Origin of the sequence: Modestobacter sp. DSM 44400, assembly GCF_900107175.1 — a bacterium.
Lineage (GTDB): Bacteria > Actinomycetota > Actinomycetes > Mycobacteriales > Geodermatophilaceae > Modestobacter.
Window position 1 is genome coordinate 89084 of record NZ_FNOZ01000001.1, and the last position, 17987, is coordinate 107070.

The window sequence follows — 17987 nt, forward strand, 5'->3', positions numbered from 1 at the left end:
GACGACCAGGGATCACCAGCGAGGATCACCGGGTCACCTGCCGGCCCGGCTCCTGCATCGGGCAGCTGCGGCGGAACGCGCAGCGGTCGCAGTCGGCATCGGTGCGGACGGCGAAGGTACCCGCACCCATGCCCTCGCCCACCGCGGCCAGCAACTCCCCGGCCCAGGTCGCCCCGGCGTCGACGTTCGCGGGGAGCGCCGGCTGGACGTGCTCCTTGGCCGCCTTCTGGCTGCCGCCCACCTGCAGCAGCGCGGCGCCGCCGGTGGCGGTCCCGTGCTCGGCGAAGGCGCCCTCGGCCACGGCCACCTGGTACGCGGCGAGCTGACCGTGCTCCTCCACCGACCGCGGCGCGGTCTTGCCGGTCTTGAGGTCGACGACGACCAGCCGGCCCTCCCGGTCGCGCTCGAGGCGGTCGACCTGACCGCGCAGCCGGGCGCGGCCGACGACGACGTCGAAGTCCTCCTCGGCGGCGACCAGCTCCCGGTCGGCCCGGGCGTGCCAGGCCAGGAACTTGGTCAGCATGTCCTGCGCACGGTCCCGCTGCCGCTGGTCGAACCAGCCCGGGCCCAGGTCCAGCCCGTCCAGCTCGGCGTCCAGCACGGCCGGGGCGTCGGCGGGCGGCAGGCCCTCGGCGACCTGCTGGGCCACGTCGTGCACCGCCGAACCGACCGTGCGGGTGGCCTCCGGCGCCGCCTCCGCACCGACCGAGCCGAGCACCCAGCGCAGCGGACAGCGCTGGAAGGTGTCGATGGCCGAGGGCCGGACCGGGACGACGTCGGCCGGGTCGACCAGCGGCGCGTCGTCCGACAGCGGCGCCAGCCCCCACCAACCGGCCGGGTCGGCACCGGGAACGCGTTCGTCGGCCAGCCGGCGCAGCACCGCGGCCGCGCTGGCCCGCCGCGGCGCCGGGGTGTGCGGATCGGTGAGGTGGCGGCGCAGCTCGGCGACGAGGGCGGGCAAGGTCAGCTGCCGGGGCAGCGGCGTGTGCCGGCGCAGACCGTCGGCCCCCTCGCCGTCGGCCGGCGGCGGGACGACCAGGTCGAGGAACCGGGAGACTGCAGTGCCCGCGTCGCCCTCGACCGCACCGTCGACGGCGCTGACCACCAGCCGGCGCCGGGCCCGGGTGCAGGCGACGTAGAACAGCCGGCGCTCCTCGGCCAGCGCCAGCGTGCGCCGGTCCAGGTTCGCCGGGTCGGTGCCGGCCGCCGCCTCCATCAGGTCCTCGGCGCCCAGCAGGCTGGCCCGGGTGCGCAGGTCGGGCCACACCCCCTCCTGCACGCCGGCGACGCAGACAAGGTCCCACTCCAGGCCCTTGGACGCGTGCGCGGTGAGCAGCCGGACGGTTTCCCCGGCCGGCGCCCGCGCGGCGCCGCCGTCGCCGGGCAGCTGCTGCGCGGCCAGGTGGTCGACGAAGGCGGACACCTCCGCGTGCGGCAGCCGGTCGACGAAGCCGGCCGCGGCATCGAAGAGCGCCACCACCGCGTCGAGGTCGCGGTCGGCGACCGCGCCGGTCTGGCCGCCGACTGCGCTGGCCCGGGCCCAGCGTGACCCCAGCCCGGTTGCCTGCCACAGCGCCCACAACAGGTCCTCGGCGCTGCCTCCACCGGCCAGCGCCAGGCGCCCGGCGTCCAGCACGCGGACCACCCGGGCCGCGGGCCGGGCGAGGTGCTCGGGCACCGCGTCGAGCAGCGTGGCGTCGGTGAGCAACTGAGCCAGTGGCGCGGACCGGGTGGCCGGGTCCTCCCCGCGCGCGGCCGAGGCCCGCCGGACGGCGCGGCGCATGCGGCGCAGGTCGAGCACGGTGGCCCCGCCCAACGGGGATGCCAGCAGTGCCTCCGCGCCCGGCTCGTCCAGCCCCGTCTCGGTGCGGACGGCGTCGGGGTCGGCGTCCGGCCCGGCGAGCCCGGTGGCCGCAGGCCCGCGGGCCGGGAGCAGGGCGCGCATCACGGCCAGCAGGGGCTGAACGGCCGGCTGCCCGGCGAGCGCGACGTCGTCGGCGGAGACCGCGACCGGTACACCAGCCTGGCTCAGCGCCCGACGCACCGGCCCGAGGCTGGCCGCGGCCGAGCGGACCACCACCGCCATCTCCGACCACGGGACGCCGTCGAGCAGGTGCGCACGCCGCACGGTGTCGGCCACGAAGGCGGCCTCCACCGCAGCGGAGTCGAACACGTGCACCTCCGCCGACCCCGGGGCAATCCCCTCACCGATCACCAGCCGGCGGTGCTCCCACGGCCCGGGCAGGCCCTCGGCGACCCGTCGGCTGACGGCCAGCAGCTCGGCGCCCGACCGGCGGCAGACGCCCAGGGACGCACGGGCGGCCGGGCGGCCGTCGCGGTGCCGGAACCGTTCGGGGAACTCGACGATGCCGCGCGGCTCAGCGCCGCGGAAGGCGTAGATGGCCTGGTCGGGGTCACCGACCACGACCAGGTCACCCCCGCCGCCGGCCAGCAGTTCCAACAGCTCGACCTGGGCGGGGTCGGTGTCCTGGTACTCGTCGACGAACAGCCAGCTGGCCCGCTCACGCTCGCCGCGCAGCAGCTGCGGATCGTCGCGCAGCTCGTCGATCGCGGTGCGGACCAGCTCGGCGGGGTCGTAGCCGCTGGCCCCGCCGCGGGCGACCGTGGCGAAGAAGGAGACGTCCTGGTACTGCCGGAGGAAGGCCGCCGCGGCCTCCCAGTGCGGCAGCCCGCGCTCCCGGCCCCAGGCGGCGAGCCGGTGGGCGTCGACACCGCGTTCGGTGGCCCGCAGCAGGAGTTCGCGCAGTTCGTCGCGGAAACCGTCGGTGCCCAGCGCCGCGGCCAGTTCGGCCGGCCAGCGCACGCCGTCCTCCTCGACGTCGCCGCGCAGCAGGTCGGCCACGACCGCGTCCTGCTCCGCGGAGGTCAGCAGCCGCGGCGCGGGCTCGCCGCGCAGCACGGCGGCCCGCCGCAGCACCCCGAAGGCGTAGGAGTGGAAGGTGCGGGCGACCGGTTCACGGATGGTGCGCCCGACGCGCGCGGTGATGCGGGTACGCAGCTCGGCGGCGGCCTTGCGGCTGAAGGTCAGAACCAGCATTCGCTCGGGGTCGACGCCCGCCTCGATCCGTGCCGCCACCGCCTCCACGATCGTCGTGGTCTTGCCGGTTCCGGGTCCGGCCAGCACCAGCAGCGGGCCGCCGGCGTGGTCGACCACCGCCTGCTGGGTCGGGTCGAGCCGGGGGCGGACCAGGGGCGCGACCTCGGGCTGGACGAGCCGGTAGACCGGCGCCCCGCCCGGAGCCGTACCGGTGCCCGCGACTGCTGTCTCTCCCCGCACCCCTCGATGAGACCACGCGGCACCGACAGTCCCGCAGAGGTCACTCCTCGTCCGGCCAGCCCACGGCCGCCAGGTCGACCCGCTGGCCGCGCAAGGGCACGCCCTCGCCCGCGAGCAGCTCGAGTTGGCGGACCCGGACCGGCTCGGCGGCCGTGCCGTCGGCGCGGACCACCCGGTGCCAGGGCACTGCTCCCCCGCCGCCGGACAGTGCCCGCGCCACCCGGCGCGGGCCGACCCCGACCAGCCGGCCGATCGCCCCGTAGGTGCTCACCCGGCCCGATGGGATCGACTCGACGACGTCGTACACCGCCTCGTCGACGTCCTCGGATGCCACGTCAGCCCTGGTAGTAGGCGTTCTGTTCCCACCAGGCGAACAGGCTGGACAGCTCGGCCCGGGTGCTGTCCGGCGCGGTCACGACACCCTCGGTCAGGTACTCCTCGTCGGGCCAGAGCACCGCGACCCGCCCGTCGTCCAGGATCGCGCAGCCGACGTGCCCGCCGGGCACGCCGTCGGCGGTCCAGGCGGTGTAGCCGATGCCCGTCGAGCAGTCCTGACCGTCCGCGAACTCAGCGATCCCGATGTCGGTCGCGTCGCCGGCGAAGACGTCGCCGAGGGTACGCACGTCCGGGTACAGGTAGCAGTTGGCCCGGGCCGGGTCGGGCCGGGACTGCGCCGCGCCGCACACGGCGGCCCGGGTGTCCCCGTCCCCCTCGGTCGCGGTCTCCGCGCAGTCGACGAACTCCGCGGGCAGCGTGGCCAGAAACATCTCGGAGGTGACCGACGGGGATGACGAGGTGACGGGCGCGGGCGCGCTCTGCACGGTCGGGTCCGACGCCACTCGCTCGACGCCGCCACTGAGGGTCAGCGCAAGCACCGCCCCGAGGGCGGCGAGGAGCACCACCGCCACGATCCCGCCGACGAGCAGCCCCTTCTTCAGGACGCTGCCGCCGGGACGACCAGGGCTCTCCCACACGGCCGCCCCGGGCGCCGGGGCGCCGTAGGGCTGCTGCCACTCGTGCGCCGGCGGTGGTCCGTAGCCGGACGCCGGTGCGCCGGGCGTCGGCGGTGCCGCCCACCCGTCGGCCTGGCCGGCCTCGCCGGGCTGCTGACCCCTGCCACCGCCCTGGCCGGGGGTTGGTTCCTGGGGCGGCTGGCTCATGGTGTCCTCGGGGTCGGCGGGCTGCGCTCCGGATGCTAGGGGGTTCCCCGGCCGGCCGTCGCTGTTGGTCACGCCGTCGGCCGGGAAGTCATCCCCGCCGGCCGTAGCGGGCCAGCAACCGGGTCAGCGGGTCGGCGTCCGGCGGGACCGCCACCGGCGGCCCGACGACGCCGGGCACGCCGCCGGGTCCCAGGTGCTGCTCGCCGACGACCAGGGCCGCGGCCACCAGCTCGGCATCCAGCAGGGTGTCCCCACCGGTCGCGCGGGCGAGGTCCCAGGCGTGCACGGTCAGGTCGGCGGTCAGTCCGGCCAGGTGCTCGACGGCCGGAACCGGTCCACGCGGCGAGTGGACGGTCCGGTCGGGTTGGTCGTCCAGCGCCCAGGCCGTCAGCGCGGTGTCCGCCGCGGTCTCCCAGGCGGTGAGCAGGTCGTCGCCCCGCAGCACGTCGGTGCCGGCCGGGACGGCGACCACGTCGTCCGCCAGTTCGCCGGCGAGCACCCCGGCGGTGGCCAACTGCAGGGCGGTCAGGTGGGCGACCAGATCCGCGACGGTCCACCCGGGCAGCGCGGGGGCGTCCCACTGTTCCGGTTCGACGGCATCCACGCGGTCGGTGACCAGGGCCTGGGCCCGCTGGAAGCGCTCGAGCAGCGCGGCTCGGGAGGACTCGGGCATGCGCCCAGTCAAGCGCAGCCCCCGGACGCAGCAGGGCCCGGCGCCCCCGAAGGGACCCCGGGCCCGGCGGCCCCGTCCAGGGCACCGCCGGGAGCTTGCGAGCGGTGGGGAGGACGGGGTCCTTCTTCAGTAGGTCGGCAGCGCCTTGTCGATCCGCGTCGCCCAGGCCGTCACCCCGCCCTGCACGTGCACGGCGTCCTTGAAGCCGGCGGCCTTGACCGCGGCCAGCGCCTCGGCCGACCGGACGCCGGTCTTGCAGTGCAGCACGATCGGGCGGTCCTGCGGCAGCTGGGACAGCGCCCGGCCGGACAGGATCTCGTCCTTGGGGATCAGCTTCGCGCCCGGGATCGAGACGATCTCGAACTCGTTCGGCTCGCGGACGTCGATGAGCTCGAAGTCCTTGCCGGCGTCCATCATGTCCTTGAGCTCGTCAACGGTGATCGTCGAGCCGGCGGCCGCCTCCTGGGCCTCCACCGACACGACGCCGCAGAAGGCCTCGTAGTCGATGAGGCCGGTGATCGGGTCCCCCTCGGGGTCCTTGCGCACCTTGATCTCGCGGAAGGTCATCTCCAGGGCGTCGTAGACCATCAGCCGGCCGAGCAGCGTCTCGCCGATGCCGGTGATGAGCTTGACCGCCTCGGTGGCCTGGATCGCACCGACGGTCGCGCACAGCACGCCCAGGACGCCGCCCTCGGCGCAGGAGGGAACCATGCCGGGCGGCGGCGGGACCGGGTAGAGGTCGCGGTAGTTCGGCCCGTGCTCGTTCCAGAAGACCGACACCTGGCCGTCGAAGCGGTAGATCGAACCCCAGACGTAGGGCTTGTCCAGCAGCACGCAGGCGTCGTTGACCAGGTAGCGGGTCGCGAAGTTGTCGGTGCCGTCGACGATGAGGTCGTACTGGCTGAAGATCTCCTCGACGTTCGAGCTGTCCAGCCGCGTCTCGTGCAGGCGGACGTCGACCAGTGGGTTGATCTCCTTGATCGAGTCCCGCGCGCTCTCGGCCTTGGACCGACCCACGTCGGACTGGCCGTGGATGATCTGGCGCTGCAGGTTGGACTCGTCGACGGTGTCGAACTCGACGATGCCCAGGGTGCCCACGCCGGCTGCGGCGAGGTACAGCAGGACCGGCGAACCCAGACCACCGGCGCCGACGGCCAGCACCTTGGCGTTCTTCAGCCGCTTCTGCCCCTCCATCCCGACGTCGGGGATGATCAGGTGGCGGCTGTAGCGGCGGACCTCCTCGATGGAGAGGTCGGCGGCTGGATCCACCAGCGGTGGCAACTGCACGGGGTGCTCCTTCGCGACTGCGGGTACAGGCAGGACAATCGGCCGAAGCCGCGTTCTTCTGCTCCGCAACAGCCTGACACGCCGTCGTAATCCCACTCGGCCCACGGTCCGTCGTCCCTAGAGCGACCAGGGACCATCAGTGAACCGCCGAGGCGACCACGTCCCGCCGCGAGGCGGTCCGTGGAACGCGGGCAACGGCTCGACGACCGTCCGGGACGGCCGTTGGCCGCAGTGTCATCCGAAGGATGGCGATATCACGGATAGGGCCAGGCGTTCTTCGTGCACCCCTGCAGACCGAGGGTCTGCTGTTCCATGACCGGAGCGACCCGGCCGGGACCGGAGCACTGCTCATGGCCGTGGCCGAGCGCGTGCCCGACCTCGTGGTTCACCACGTACTGTCGGTAGGTGGCAATGTCCCCGGCGTAGTCGGGAACGGCGGTCTCCCAGCGGGCCAGGTTGATGACGGCGCGCTCGCCGTACCGGCAGGATGTGTAGCCGCCGGTGCCCACGCCGGGGCAGTACGTCTCCATGGAGGCGGGGCTGACCAGGCTCACCCGGAAGTCGTAGGACCCGGCCGCGGCCTCGGCGGCGCCGACCCGCTGGAAGGACATCTGCCCGCCGCTGCCCCATGACCGGGCGTCTCCGAGGGTGGCGACGACCGCGTCGGCGAACCCGGCGTCGTCGACGCCGACGCCGTCCTCGACCTCGACGACGAACCGCTCCAGCGGCCCGCTGCCCAGCACCGGTGAGGTGCCGTCGACGACGGTGACGGTGCCCGCGCCCTGCTCGACGAAGGTCGGCGCGCTGGGCCCGACCGTCACCTCGGCGGTGGGCCGGCCCTCCCCCTCGGCGACCTGCGGGTCGGCCGTCGTGGCGAGTGCGGTCGGAACGGGTGCGGTGGTGGACGGCACCGCGGGCTGCGCGGCGGCGGCGGTGTCGGCGCGGCCGGCGGTGTCCTGGGCGTTGGTGGCCGCGACGTCGACGAGGGCGACCAGGGTGGCCGCGGTGAGCACCGGGATGGCGTAGGCCCGCCAGCCGTAGCGGTGGACGAAGCGGCGGACCCGGCCGGTGGGCAGGTCGTGCGCGCCCTGCCGTCCCCGGCCGACCGGGTCCCGGCTGGCGACCAGCGGCTGACCCGGGCGCGAGGACCCGCGGGGGTCGGCGGCACGGTCCGGACGGGGCACGCCGGTCAGGCTCTCACGGGGGGTCACCGGGCCGGGGCACCTCGGCGCAGGCGGTGCGGCGTCGGACGATCCCGTCACACGGGCCCCGCCCGGCTCGCCCGCGGACGCCGCCGACCGGGCCGGACAGCTCAGACCGCGGCCGCGGCCCCCGGCTCGGCCGGGCTGCCGATGCTGTCCGCGAGGACGTCCGCGGCGGTGGTGGCGGCGTGCTCGGCGAGCCCCAGCACCACCCGGGCGGTCGCCTCCGGCGCCTCGAGCATCGCCAGGTGACCTACCCCGGGCTGCATCTGCAACCGGGCGTCGGGCAGCGCGGCGGCCAGCCGCGGCGCCAGCCGCGGGTCGACCAACCGGTCCCGGTCGCCCCACACCACCAGCGTGGGCATTCGCACCGAGCGGGCCATCCGCCAGGCGTTCGCCCGGCCGAACCGCAGGTAGGAGGTCATCATCCCGCGCAGGCTGCGGGTCAGGGCCTGCCCGGCCCAGGGCTGCTCGTCACGCCGGCGCATCTCCTCGATGGCCTCCTCGAGCCGGGCCGGGGGAACGGCGTCGGGGTTGCCGAAGCACATCCGCACGAGCCCGCGCACCCGCTGCTCGGCGCTCACACCGGCCAGCCGCTTCTCCGCCAGGGCGGGCACCCCGGGCAGCAGCACGAGGGTGATCGCCCGGTCGAAGGCCGCCGGCACCCGGTACACCGGCATGGCCGGGGAGATGAGCGTCAGCGTCGCGACCAGGTCGGGTCGTCGGGCGGCGCCCCACAGGCTGACCAGTCCGCCGAGGGAGTTGCCGAGCAGGTGCACCGGGCGACCGCGGCCGGGACCAGGGCGGTCGACCACCCACTCGAGCAGGTCCACGACCGCCTGGACGTGCCGGGCGATGGAGTAGCCGCCCCGCGACGGCGGTTCGGACTCCCCGAAACCCGGGAGGTCCAGGGCCCAGCCCTCGAACCGGACGGCGAGCAGGGCGGCGAGGTCGGTCCAGTTGGTGGAGGCGCCGCCCAGGCCATGGACGTACAGCGCCCGCTCCACCGGTGCATCCTCGGAACCGCCTTCGACCGGTCCCGTCCACGGGGTGTAACGGACGAACACCGGCCCCCCGCTCAGGACCACCTGCTTTCCGGGCCAGGGCGGCACCAGGGCGCCCAGCCGCGGCAGGGGCATCGTGGATTCGGGGGCGGCAGGCACCACGACGACGGTAGTCGCACCGCGCGAGCGGCCGCCGGGGTCATGCGCCGGTAGAGTCGCTGCGCCATGCACCCCAGCCGACCCGTACCCGCGCCGCCGGCCAGCCGTCGCACGTCCCGACTGCCCCGCGGCGCCCGCCGCCAGCAGCTGCTGCGTGCCGCTCAGGACGTGTTCGTCGCCCAGGGTTTCCACGCCGCCGCGATGGACGACATCGCCGACCGGGCCGGGGTGAGCAAGCCCGTCCTGTACCAGCACTTCCCGGGCAAGCGGGAGCTCTACCTGGCACTGCTGGAGCAGCAGGTCGCCGAGCTGACCGACCGGGTCCGCCAGGCGATGGCCGGCACCGAGGACAAACGCGAACGGGTCGACGGCGCGGTCGGCGCCTACTTCGACTTCATCGACGCCGACGGCGAGGCCTTCCGGCTCGTCTTCGAGTCCGACCTGCGCAACGACGCCGGGGTGCGACAGGTCGTCGAGGACGGTGTACGCCACTGCATCGAGGCGATCGCCGAGGTCATCGCCGTGGAGACCGGCGCGGACCCGGAGCGCTCGCTGCTGCTGTCCGCGGGCATGACCGGGCTGGCCGAGAGCAGCGCCCGCTGGTGGCTGGCCGGCAAGGGCACGCTGTCCCGCGACGAGGCGGTGTCGCTGATGTCCGCACTGGCCTGGCGCGGCATGTCAGGTTTCCCGCGCCGCGACGGCGACCCCGCGGGTGACTGACAATCCGCCCGGCGGGCTCCGTTCGCTGAGGGCGCACCCGCCGCGGCAGGTCCGCCCCGCCGCGCTGCACTAGCGTGGGCAACAGCAGTCCGACCAGAGGAGGCATCCCCGCGTGGAAGTAAAGATCGGTGTCCAACACTCCCCCCGCGAGCTGGTCATCGACAGCCCCAAGACGCCGGACGAGATCGCGGCCGAGGTGTCCAAGGCGATGACCGGTTCCAAGGACGGCCTGCTCACGCTGGTCGACGAACGCGGCCGCCGCATCGTCGTCCCGACCGACCGGATCGCCTACGTCGAGATCGCCGAGGCCGACTCACGGCGCGTGGGCTTCATCGCCGGCTGAGCCGTACACGTCGCGATCCTTCCGGATCGCACCGCGGCCAGGTGACGTTCCCGGCTGAGCGGAGTCCCTTCCCGTAACGCCTCGGGGAGGGGCTCCTCCCTCCCGTCGGCGTGACTACGGTTTCGCCGGATCTCTCTCTACGGGTTGAGGCCGAGCGCCTGCATACGGGCGCTGTGCGCGGTGGTGATCCGGGTCAGCAACTCGCCGACACCGGCCAGGGAGCCGGTGCCGGTGACGATCAGCTCGGCCAGCCGGTCGTGCTCGGCGATGACCGCCTGCGACTGCGTCAGCGCCTCGCCGACCAGCCGCCGGGCCCACAGTGCCAACCGCCCCGCGACCGCCCGGTCGGCCACGATCGCGGCCCGCACCTCACGGACGGCGAAGTCCGCGTGGCCGCTGTCGGCCAGCACCTCATCGACCAGCGCGTGGTCGGGCTGGGGCAGGAACGCGGCGATCTCGCGGTAGAAGTCGGTGGCCAGCCCGTCGCCGACGTAGGCCTTGACCAGGCCCTCGAGCCAGGTGCTGGCGCGGGTCCCGTCGTGGAAGGCGTCCAGCGGGGCGACGAAGGGCACCATCGCCTCGACCGGGGTCACGCCCAGCTCCCGCAGCCGCGCGGTCACCCGCTCGTGGTGGGCGACCTGGGCGGCGGCCATCCGGGCCAGCGCGGCCCGGCCGTCCAGCGTCGGGGCCAGCCGGGCGTCCTCGGCCAACCGGTCGAAGGCGGTGAGCTCGGCGTAGGCCAGCACGCCCAGCAGCTCGACGACGGCTCGCTGGTCGACCCCGGCCATCCGGCCCTCCTCGGCACTCCTGCGGCGACGGCGGCCTCCCCGGGCGGCGCCCGGGCCGGTGTCACACGGCGGTGCAGCCGAGGCTAACGGGCTGATCAGGCTACGATGGAATCGGCGGACCGTCAGGTTCGTTCCGATCAAGCAAGTCCCTGTGCGCTGATGACCGCTGGATCTCCTCCTCGAGACCGGCCCTCTGGGGCCGTCTCCCGGGCAGTCTGCACCTCGACGCCCGGTCTGCTGGCCGCGTCGGCGCTTGGATCGACCATCCCGGAACCGACCCCGGGCCCAGCGAACGATGTCGGGAAACGCCCTCCCGGGCACCGACGACGCGCTGGTCCCCCACCAGACCGAGGCGAGAGAACTGACCTCCACCGAGCACACCACCGAGAACGCCCCCACCACCCCCGATCTCGAGCACGCCGAGACCGGCGCGCCCGCGCCCGAGCAGCTCGAGTCCGTGATCGAGGAGCTGGGCGGCGCACCCGTCGCCACCGACAGCCCGCTGTTCAGCGACTTCGACGTGCACGCCGACGTCGTCGCCGCGCTGGCCGAGGTCGGGATCACCCGCACCTTCGCCATCCAGGAGCTCACCCTCCCGCTGGCGCTGGCCGGCCACGACCTCATCGGTCAGGCCCGCACCGGCACAGGCAAGACCCTGGGCTTCGGCGTCCCGATGCTGCAGCGCGTCGTCCCGCCGGCCGAGGGCGGCGACGGCGTCCCGCAGTCGCTGGTCGTCGTCCCCACCCGTGAGCTGTGCGTGCAGGTCTCCCGCGACCTGGCCGCCGCCGGCGCGAAGCGGGGCATTCGGGTGCAGGCCATCTACGGCGGCCGGGCCTACGAGCCGCAGGTCCAGGCGCTGCAGGGTGGCGTCGAGATCGTCGTCGGCACGCCGGGCCGGCTGCTGGACCTCGCCCAGCAGGGCCACCTGATCCTGGGCAAGGTGAAGGTGCTGGTCCTCGACGAGGCCGACGAGATGCTCGACCTGGGCTTCCTGCCCGACATCGAGCGCGTGCTGCAGATGGTCCCGGACAAGCGGCAGACGATGCTGTTCTCCGCGACGATGCCCGGCCCGATCGTGAACCTGGCGCGGGCTTTCATGACCCAGCCGACACACATCCGGGCGCACGGCAACGACGAGGGCAGCACCGTCCCCCAGACGACGCAGTTCATCTACCGGGCTCACAACCTAGACAAGCCCGAACTGCTCTCCCGGGTGCTGCAGTCCCGCGACCGCGGCCTGGTCATGGTGTTCTGCCGCACCAAGCGCACCGCCCAGAAGGTCGCCGACGACCTCGTGGAGCGCGGGTTCGCCGCGGCCGCCGTGCACGGTGACCTCGGGCAGGGTGCCCGCGAGCAGGCGTTGCGCGCCTTCCGCGCGGGGAAGGTCGACGTCCTGGTCGCCACCGACGTCGCCGCCCGCGGCATCGACGTCACCGGCGTCAGCCACGTCGTGAACTACCAGTGCCCGGAGGACGAGAAGACCTACGTGCACCGGATCGGCCGCACCGGCCGCGCCGGGAGCACCGGTGTCGCCGTCACCCTCGTCGACTGGGACGACATTCCCCGTTGGCAGCTGATCAACAAGGCACTCGGCCTGGACTTCGCCGAGCCGCCGGAGACGTACTCCACTTCGCCGTGGGTCTGCACCGACCTCGACGTCCCGGAGACCGCCACCGGCCGGCTGCCGCGCTCACAGCGCACCCGTGAGGGCCTCGGTGCCGAGACGCTGGAGGACCTCGGGGAGACCGGCAAGCGCCAGCGCACCGGCGGCGCCGGAGTTGGCCGCGCCGGAGGCAACCACTCCGGCCCGGGCCGCGACGGCGGCGCTGCAGCCGAGGCGACCGAGTCCTCCGCCGGTCCCCCCAAGAGCCGGCCGCGTCGCCGCACCCGCGGCGCCGGCCCGGCCGCCGAGGGCGCTGCCGCAGCCAGTGACGCGCCGGTGAGCGCCCCGTCGGCCGCCACGGGCGAGTCCGGCGAGTCCGGCGAGTCCGGCAGCAAGCCCCGCCGCCGTCGCCGCCGGGGTGGCTCCGGTCGCGGCGGTTCCGAGTCCGCCGCCTGATCTCCGGCGTGGGCGGGGGAACCCGCCGCCGCCCGCCACTGCGGGTAGCGGTCTGGACGGCTGCCGCCGTGGTGCTGGCCGTCGTCGCCGCGCTGCTCTGGCGGGGCTCGGACGCCGCGGCCACGAGCAGCACGACCGCCGACGCCGCGTCGGTGCCCGACACCGCGCCGGCCGCCCGGCTGTCCATCAGCTGGTCGGCCGACACCGGTCCGGCACCGCGCCGGGCGGTGGAGAGCGGCCGGGCGCTGACCACGGACGCGCACGGCCTCATCATGCGCGACCCGATCACCGGCGCGGAGGCCTGGCACTACACCCGGTCCAACGCGCTGCTGTGCGACGCGACCGCGGTCAACGGGCTGGTCATCGCGGTCTTCCGCACCGCCGGCCGGTGCGACGAGGCGGTCGCCCTGCACGCCGAGACCGGGGTCCGCGCCTGGTACCGCAGCGTCAACTTCGCGGAGGACGTGCAATTCGCCAGTACGGACGGCATCGTGCTGGCCTGGGCCCCCTCGGGCCTCGCCACGCTCGACCCGAGCGGCAACAACACCCGCTGGCGGCACGCGGCCTCGACCGGTTGCCGGCTGGTGGGCGCCGACGTCGGCAGCACCGGCGTCGTCCTGCTGCAGCGGTGTCCGGACGCCGACCTCCAGGTCCAGCTGCTCGATGGGTTCTCCGGCTCGTCCACCTGGACCCGCAGCGTCGACACCGCCGGCGCCCCCACCCGGCTGGCCGGCGTGGACCGGCTCGTCGACCTCGTCATCGGCGACCGGTTGCAGGTGCTGGCCCCGGCCGACGGCACTCTCCTCCACGAGCTGCTGCTCCCCCCGCTGTCCGGGTCGTCGGCCACCCGTGAGCCGCTACAGCAGGCCGGGGCCGCCGACGCCGCCCTCGTGTGGGTCCGCGGCACCGTCTACGCCCTGGACCAGACCACCGGCGCGACGCGCTGGCAGGTGCCGGCCACCGGACTGCCGTCGGTCAGCGGAGCCGACTCCCCCACCGTGCTGGTGCCCGAGGACGGCGCGCTGGTGCAGCGGTCACTCGCCGACGGCACCGATCTCAGCCGGTCGGTGCTGGTCGCCGACCTGCCGGCCGGCGGGCGCACCTCGGTCGTCGGCCCGGCCGTCGTCTACGCCACCGAGGACGCGGTGCTCGGGCTGCGCTGAGCTCTCGCCCGGAACCGTGCCCGGAGCCCGTCCGGGCACGCTCTGTCGCTGCGAGGCACACTCGGGCACATGGTCCTGCCAGGTGGCTCCGAACACACCGCCCCCGACGACCTCCGCCAGCTCGCCGCCCACCAGGCCGAAGGGGTTCCCTTCCGCGGCGGCGCTGGCGAGCTGGCCGCGCTGGACACCGGCCCGGGCACCGGGGGAACGGTGCTGCTGGTCGCCGGGTTCACCGGCAGCAAGGAGGACTTCGCTCCGCTACTGACCCCGCTGGCCGACGCCGGACTCCGTGTCGTGGCCCTCGACCAACGCGGCCAGTACGAGTCCCCCGGCCCGGGCGACCCGGCGCAGTACACCGTCGAGGCGCTGGCCGCCGACGTGCTGGCCGTGCTGCGCCGGCTGCGCGCCGAGACCGACGGTCCCCTGCACCTGCTGGGGCACAGCTTCGGCGGTCTCGTCACCCGCGCCGCCGTGCTCGCCGACCCGGCCGCGGTCGACTCGCTCACCCTGCTGGGCAGCGGTGCCGGGCGGCTGACCGGCCCGCGGGCCGAGCTGCTGGACCACCTGGCCCCGCTGCTGGCGGCCGGCGGCGTACAGCTGGTTAGCGACACCCTCGAGCAGCTGGCGATGACCGACCCGCGGCGCCAGGCGGTGCCCGAGCCGACCCGGGCGTTCCTCACCGCCCGGTTCCTGCGCAACCACCCGGCCGGGCTGCAGGGCATGGCCGACGCGATGCTCGGCGAGCCGGACCGGGTCGCGGAGCTCGCCGCCACCGGGGTGCCGGTGCTGGTGGCGCACGGCGCCGCCGACGACGCCTGGACGCCGGCCGCCCAGGCGGACATGGCCCAGCGCCTCGGCGCCCGGCACGAGGTGATCGACCGCTCGGTCCACTCCCCGGCCATCGAGAACCCGGCGCGCACGCTGGCGGTGCTGCTGGACTTCTGGGGCGCGGTCGCCGCGGGGCAGGGCAGCCGCGACGACTCGGCAGAGGCGCGTCGATGACCCGCCCGCCCTCGGTCTCCGAGTTCACCGCCGAGGAGGACCGGCTGGGGTTTTTCGGCCCCGACAGCGTCAGCTGGCGGATCCACTCCGACCCCAGCTTCTCCGTCGGCGGGATCCGCGCCCTGCTGCTGCAGGCCCTGCACCCGGTCGCCATGGACGGCGTCCACCAGTTCTCCGAGGGCTTCCGCACGAACCCGTGGCCGCGGCTGACCCGCACCGCCGAGTACGTCGCCACCCTCACCTTCGGCACCCGCCGCGAGGCCCTCCGGGCGGTGCGCCGGGTGCGCGGCATGCACGCCCCGCTCGCCGGGACGGAAGAGACGACGGGCCGCAGCTACCGGGTCGACGATCCGGACCTGTTGTTGTGGGTGCACTGCGCCGAGGTCGACTCGCTACTGTCGGTGGCCCGCCGCGCCGGGGTGCCGCTGACCGACGCGGACGCCGACCGGTACGTGGCCGAGCAGGTCGTCGCCGCCACCCTGATCGGCGTCCCGGAGGTCGATGTCCCCACCACGGTCGAGGAGCTGGCCGCCTACTTCGAGCAGGTGCGCCCCGCGCTGGCGCTGACCCCACCGGCCCGGGCCGCATACGGCTTCATCGTGCTGCCCCCCATGCCCGGCTGGGTGCAGCTGCTCACCCCCGCCCGCCCGGCGTGGGCCGGACTGGCCTCTCTCGGAGTGGCCACCCTGCCCACATGGGCGCGCCGGATGTACGGACTGCCCGCTTTCGCGCTGACCGAGCCGGCTGCCACGGCCGCGGTCAAGGCGCTGCGACAGACGGCGCTGGCCGTCCCGGCACGGGTACGGCAGAACCCGATCGTCCGTGCCGCCCGCGAGCGGGTCGCGGGGCCCGAGCTGCTCAGCGCCTGAAGAAAACCCTTCTCCCCGAGCCCTTCGCACGCTCAGGGCACGCCAGGAGAGGGCCGCACGACGCTCGGGGACGCCAAGGAAGGGGCCGGGGGTCACGGCCCGACGTCCCGGTCCAGCTCCTTGCGCGCGGCGGAGAGGACGGCGGCCGCCACCCGGTCCAGGGACGGCGACCGCAGCCGCCACTGCTGCCAGTACAGGATGACGTCGACCGCACCGTCCGGGTCCAGCTCGCGGAGGCGACCGGCGTCGGCCGGGGTGCGCTGCAGGTCGGGCACCATGCCCCAGCCCAGCCCCAGCCGGACGGCGGTCACGTAGTCCGCTGACGAGGGCAAGAAGTGCTGTGGCGGATCGGCGGCCGGACCGGCGCGCTTGCGCAGCCAGCCGTGCTGCAGGTTGTCGTCCCGGTCGTAGACGACGACCGGCGCGCCGGCCAGCGCCGCAGGGGTGACCCCGTCGGGGAGCCACCGCGCGAGGAAGGCCGGGGTGGCCATCGGGCGGTAGCGCATCCCGCCCAACCGGGTGGAGCTGCACCCGGGCACCGGCTCGGCGTGTGCGGTCACCGCGGCCATCACCGTGCCGCGAAGCAAACAGCGCGCTGGTGTGCTGCTGGCCCTCCCGGTGCAGGTCGAACACGCACGCCCCGGCGAGCGGCGCGAGCGCGGGCAGCACCCAGGTGGCCAGCGAGTCTGCGTTGACCGCGATCGGCAGCGTGACCGGGCGCCCGGCCGGCAGCTCGGGCTCCCCGAGCTCCCGGACGGCGTCGGCGGTGAACAGGTCGACCTGTCGGGCCAGCCGTAGCACCGCCTTCTCCGACGCGGTGGCCTCGACCGGCTTGCTGCGCACCAGGAGCACCCGGCCGGTGGCCGTATCCAACGCCTTGAGCCGCTGGCTGACCGCCGATGGGGGTGACGTGCAGCCTGCGTGCGGCGGCTTCGAGCGTGCCCTCGGTGACGGCCACCTGAAGCGCACGGAGCTGGGCGAGGTCGAGGTCGAGGTCCATAAAGCCGCGCTAACGAGGGCTCAGAAAGTTGAGCTGGGCGTCCGACGGCGTCGTCCCTGATCCGGCTCGGGCGGCGGAGCGACCGGACTGGCCGCGACCGTCGGCGCCACTCTGGCGCTGACCTGGCTGAACCCGCACGTCTACCTGGACACCGTGGTGCTGCTCGGCTCGTTGGCCAGCACCTTCGATGACCGTCGGTGGTCCTTCGCGGCCGGCGCGGCGGTGGGGCAGCGCCGTGTGGTTGACCACGCTGGGGTTCGGGTGCGCGGCTGCTGCGGCCGGTGTTCGCCCGACCGGTCGCGTGGCGGGTGTTGGACGCGGTCATCGCCGGGGTGATGACCGCCCTGGCGGTGTCGCTGGCGGTCCGCGGGCTGCGCGACGGCCGAGTCGCCCGTTCAGTCGGACAGCAGCGTGCTGCCGGTGGCGGCGGCGATCAGCGCCTCGTACTGGCCGGGGTCGGTGGTGCAGGCGCCGATCGGGGTGCGCTTGTTGGTGCCGTGGTAGTCGCTGGAACCGGTCGTCAGCAGCCCGTGGACGGCGGCCAGGTTCCGCAGGTGGTCGCGCTCCTCGGCAGTGTGGTCGGGGTGGTCGACCTCCAGACCGAGCAGCCCGGCGTCCACCATCGCCGCGATCGCGCCGTCCCCCACCACCCGGCCGCGGGAGCGCGCCATGCCGTGGGCGAACACCGGCACTCCCCCGGCGGCGCGGACCAGCCCGATGCCCTCGCGGACGTCGGTGTCGGCCTTGGCCACGTAGTAGGGGCTGCGGTGGTGCAGCAGGGTGGCGAAGGCATCGTCCACCGAGCTCACCACGCCGGCCTCCACCAGGGCCCGGGCGATGTGCGGGCGGCCGACGACCCCGCCGGCGCTGCGCTCGAGGATCGCCTCCCAGGCCACGGGGTGACCGTCGGCGGCCAGGGCCACCACGATCCGCTCGCCGCGGGAGAGCCGCTCCTCCCGCAGCCTTGCCCGCTCGGCGACGAAGGCTGCGTGCAGCGGGTCGAACAGGTAGCCGAGCAGGTGGACGCTGATAGGCGGCTGGTCGTCGGGGAACCAGCGGCAGGACAGCTCCATGCCGGGGACGACGGTCAGCCCCGCCGGGCGGGCCTCCGCGGCCGGACCCCAGCCCGCGGTGGTGTCGTGGTCGGTGAGCGCGACGACGTCGAGCCCGGCCGCGGCCGCCGTGGACAGCAGCTCGGCCGGGCTGTCGGTCCCGTCGGAGACCGAGGAGTGGGTGTGCAGGTCGATGCGCACGGCCCCA

Annotated in this window: 16 protein-coding genes; 6 read left to right on the plus strand and 10 right to left on the minus strand. The window is 74.8% G+C overall.

Annotated features, from left to right (window positions below):
* Positions 1 to 25: 25 nt before the first annotated feature.
* From BLW04_RS00475 to BLW04_RS00505, 7 genes are all read right to left on the minus strand, one after another.
* Positions 26 to 3298, minus strand: a complete 3273-nt coding sequence (locus BLW04_RS00475; RefSeq protein WP_254780912.1) for an ATP-dependent helicase — start codon at positions 3296 to 3298, stop codon at positions 26 to 28.
* Positions 3299 to 3338: 40 nt separating this feature from the next.
* Positions 3339 to 3632 carry an MGMT family protein gene (locus BLW04_RS00480; protein WP_091535972.1) on the minus strand — a complete coding sequence of 98 codons (294 nt, stop codon included), beginning with the start codon at positions 3630 to 3632 and terminating at the stop codon, positions 3339 to 3341.
* 1 nt (position 3633) lies between these two features.
* A complete protein-coding gene (locus BLW04_RS00485; protein ID WP_091535975.1) occupies positions 3634 to 4458 on the minus strand; it encodes a hypothetical protein in 825 nt (274 codons plus the stop codon).
* A gap of 88 nt (positions 4459 to 4546) precedes the next feature.
* Complete coding sequence (locus BLW04_RS00490; protein ID WP_091535978.1) at positions 4547 to 5131, minus strand: TIGR03086 family metal-binding protein; 585 nt, start codon at positions 5129 to 5131, stop codon at positions 4547 to 4549.
* A 126-nt stretch (positions 5132 to 5257) separates the two neighbouring features.
* The gene (gene moeZ / locus BLW04_RS00495; RefSeq protein WP_091535982.1) at positions 5258 to 6418 is read right to left on the minus strand and encodes an adenylyltransferase/sulfurtransferase MoeZ; all 1161 of its coding nucleotides are present in this window, start codon (positions 6416 to 6418) and stop codon (positions 5258 to 5260) included.
* A 254-nt stretch (positions 6419 to 6672) separates the two neighbouring features.
* Positions 6673 to 7629 (minus strand): DUF3152 domain-containing protein, encoded by a 957-nt coding sequence (locus tag BLW04_RS00500; RefSeq protein ID WP_091535985.1) that lies wholly within the window; start codon positions 7627 to 7629, stop codon positions 6673 to 6675.
* Positions 7630 to 7730: 101 nt separating this feature from the next.
* Positions 7731 to 8783: an alpha/beta fold hydrolase gene (locus BLW04_RS00505; protein ID WP_254780913.1), complete on the minus strand. Its 1053-nt coding sequence runs from the start codon at positions 8781 to 8783 to the stop codon at positions 7731 to 7733.
* 66 nt (positions 8784 to 8849) lie between these two features.
* On the opposite strand from BLW04_RS00505, the gene BLW04_RS00510 reads away from it, so the two are divergent.
* Both BLW04_RS00510 and BLW04_RS00515 read left to right on the plus strand, forming a co-directional pair.
* Positions 8850 to 9503 carry a TetR/AcrR family transcriptional regulator gene (locus BLW04_RS00510; protein WP_091535992.1) on the plus strand — a complete coding sequence of 218 codons (654 nt, stop codon included), beginning with the start codon at positions 8850 to 8852 and terminating at the stop codon, positions 9501 to 9503.
* Between the two features lie 112 nt (positions 9504 to 9615).
* Positions 9616 to 9846, plus strand: a complete 231-nt coding sequence (locus BLW04_RS00515; RefSeq protein ID WP_014742594.1) for a DUF3107 domain-containing protein — start codon at positions 9616 to 9618, stop codon at positions 9844 to 9846.
* A 137-nt stretch (positions 9847 to 9983) separates the two neighbouring features.
* Here BLW04_RS00515 and BLW04_RS00520 read toward each other — a convergent pair whose 3' ends face one another.
* Positions 9984 to 10634, minus strand: a complete 651-nt coding sequence (locus BLW04_RS00520) for a ferritin-like fold-containing protein (RefSeq protein WP_091535996.1) — start codon at positions 10632 to 10634, stop codon at positions 9984 to 9986.
* 295 nt (positions 10635 to 10929) lie between these two features.
* Between BLW04_RS00520 and BLW04_RS00525 the strand changes: the two genes are divergently transcribed.
* The 4 genes from BLW04_RS00525 to BLW04_RS00540 all read left to right on the plus strand — a co-directional run bounded on the left by BLW04_RS00525 (position 10930) and on the right by BLW04_RS00540 (position 15727).
* Positions 10930 to 12693: a DEAD/DEAH box helicase gene (locus tag BLW04_RS00525; protein ID WP_254780914.1), complete on the plus strand. Its 1764-nt coding sequence runs from the start codon at positions 10930 to 10932 to the stop codon at positions 12691 to 12693.
* Between the two features lie 8 nt (positions 12694 to 12701).
* Positions 12702 to 13856: an outer membrane protein assembly factor BamB family protein gene (locus BLW04_RS00530; protein WP_091536000.1), complete on the plus strand. Its 1155-nt coding sequence runs from the start codon at positions 12702 to 12704 to the stop codon at positions 13854 to 13856.
* 69 nt (positions 13857 to 13925) lie between these two features.
* The gene (locus BLW04_RS00535; protein ID WP_091536003.1) at positions 13926 to 14858 is read left to right on the plus strand and encodes an alpha/beta fold hydrolase; all 933 of its coding nucleotides are present in this window, start codon (positions 13926 to 13928) and stop codon (positions 14856 to 14858) included.
* Positions 14855 to 15727 (plus strand): oxygenase MpaB family protein, encoded by an 873-nt coding sequence (locus BLW04_RS00540; RefSeq protein WP_091536005.1) that lies wholly within the window; start codon positions 14855 to 14857, stop codon positions 15725 to 15727. The genes BLW04_RS00535 and BLW04_RS00540 overlap by 4 nt, the downstream gene beginning before the upstream one ends.
* 92 nt (positions 15728 to 15819) lie before the next feature.
* Here the strand turns inward: BLW04_RS00540 and BLW04_RS27940 are convergent, their stop codons facing one another.
* A complete protein-coding gene (locus BLW04_RS27940) occupies positions 15820 to 16287 on the minus strand; it encodes a LysR substrate-binding domain-containing protein (RefSeq protein ID WP_254780915.1) in 468 nt (155 codons plus the stop codon).
* A gap of 835 nt (positions 16288 to 17122) precedes the next feature.
* Positions 17123 to 17980 carry a PHP domain-containing protein gene (locus tag BLW04_RS00555; RefSeq protein WP_091536756.1) on the minus strand — a complete coding sequence of 286 codons (858 nt, stop codon included), beginning with the start codon at positions 17978 to 17980 and terminating at the stop codon, positions 17123 to 17125.
* Between the last annotated feature and the right edge of the window lie 7 nt (positions 17981 to 17987).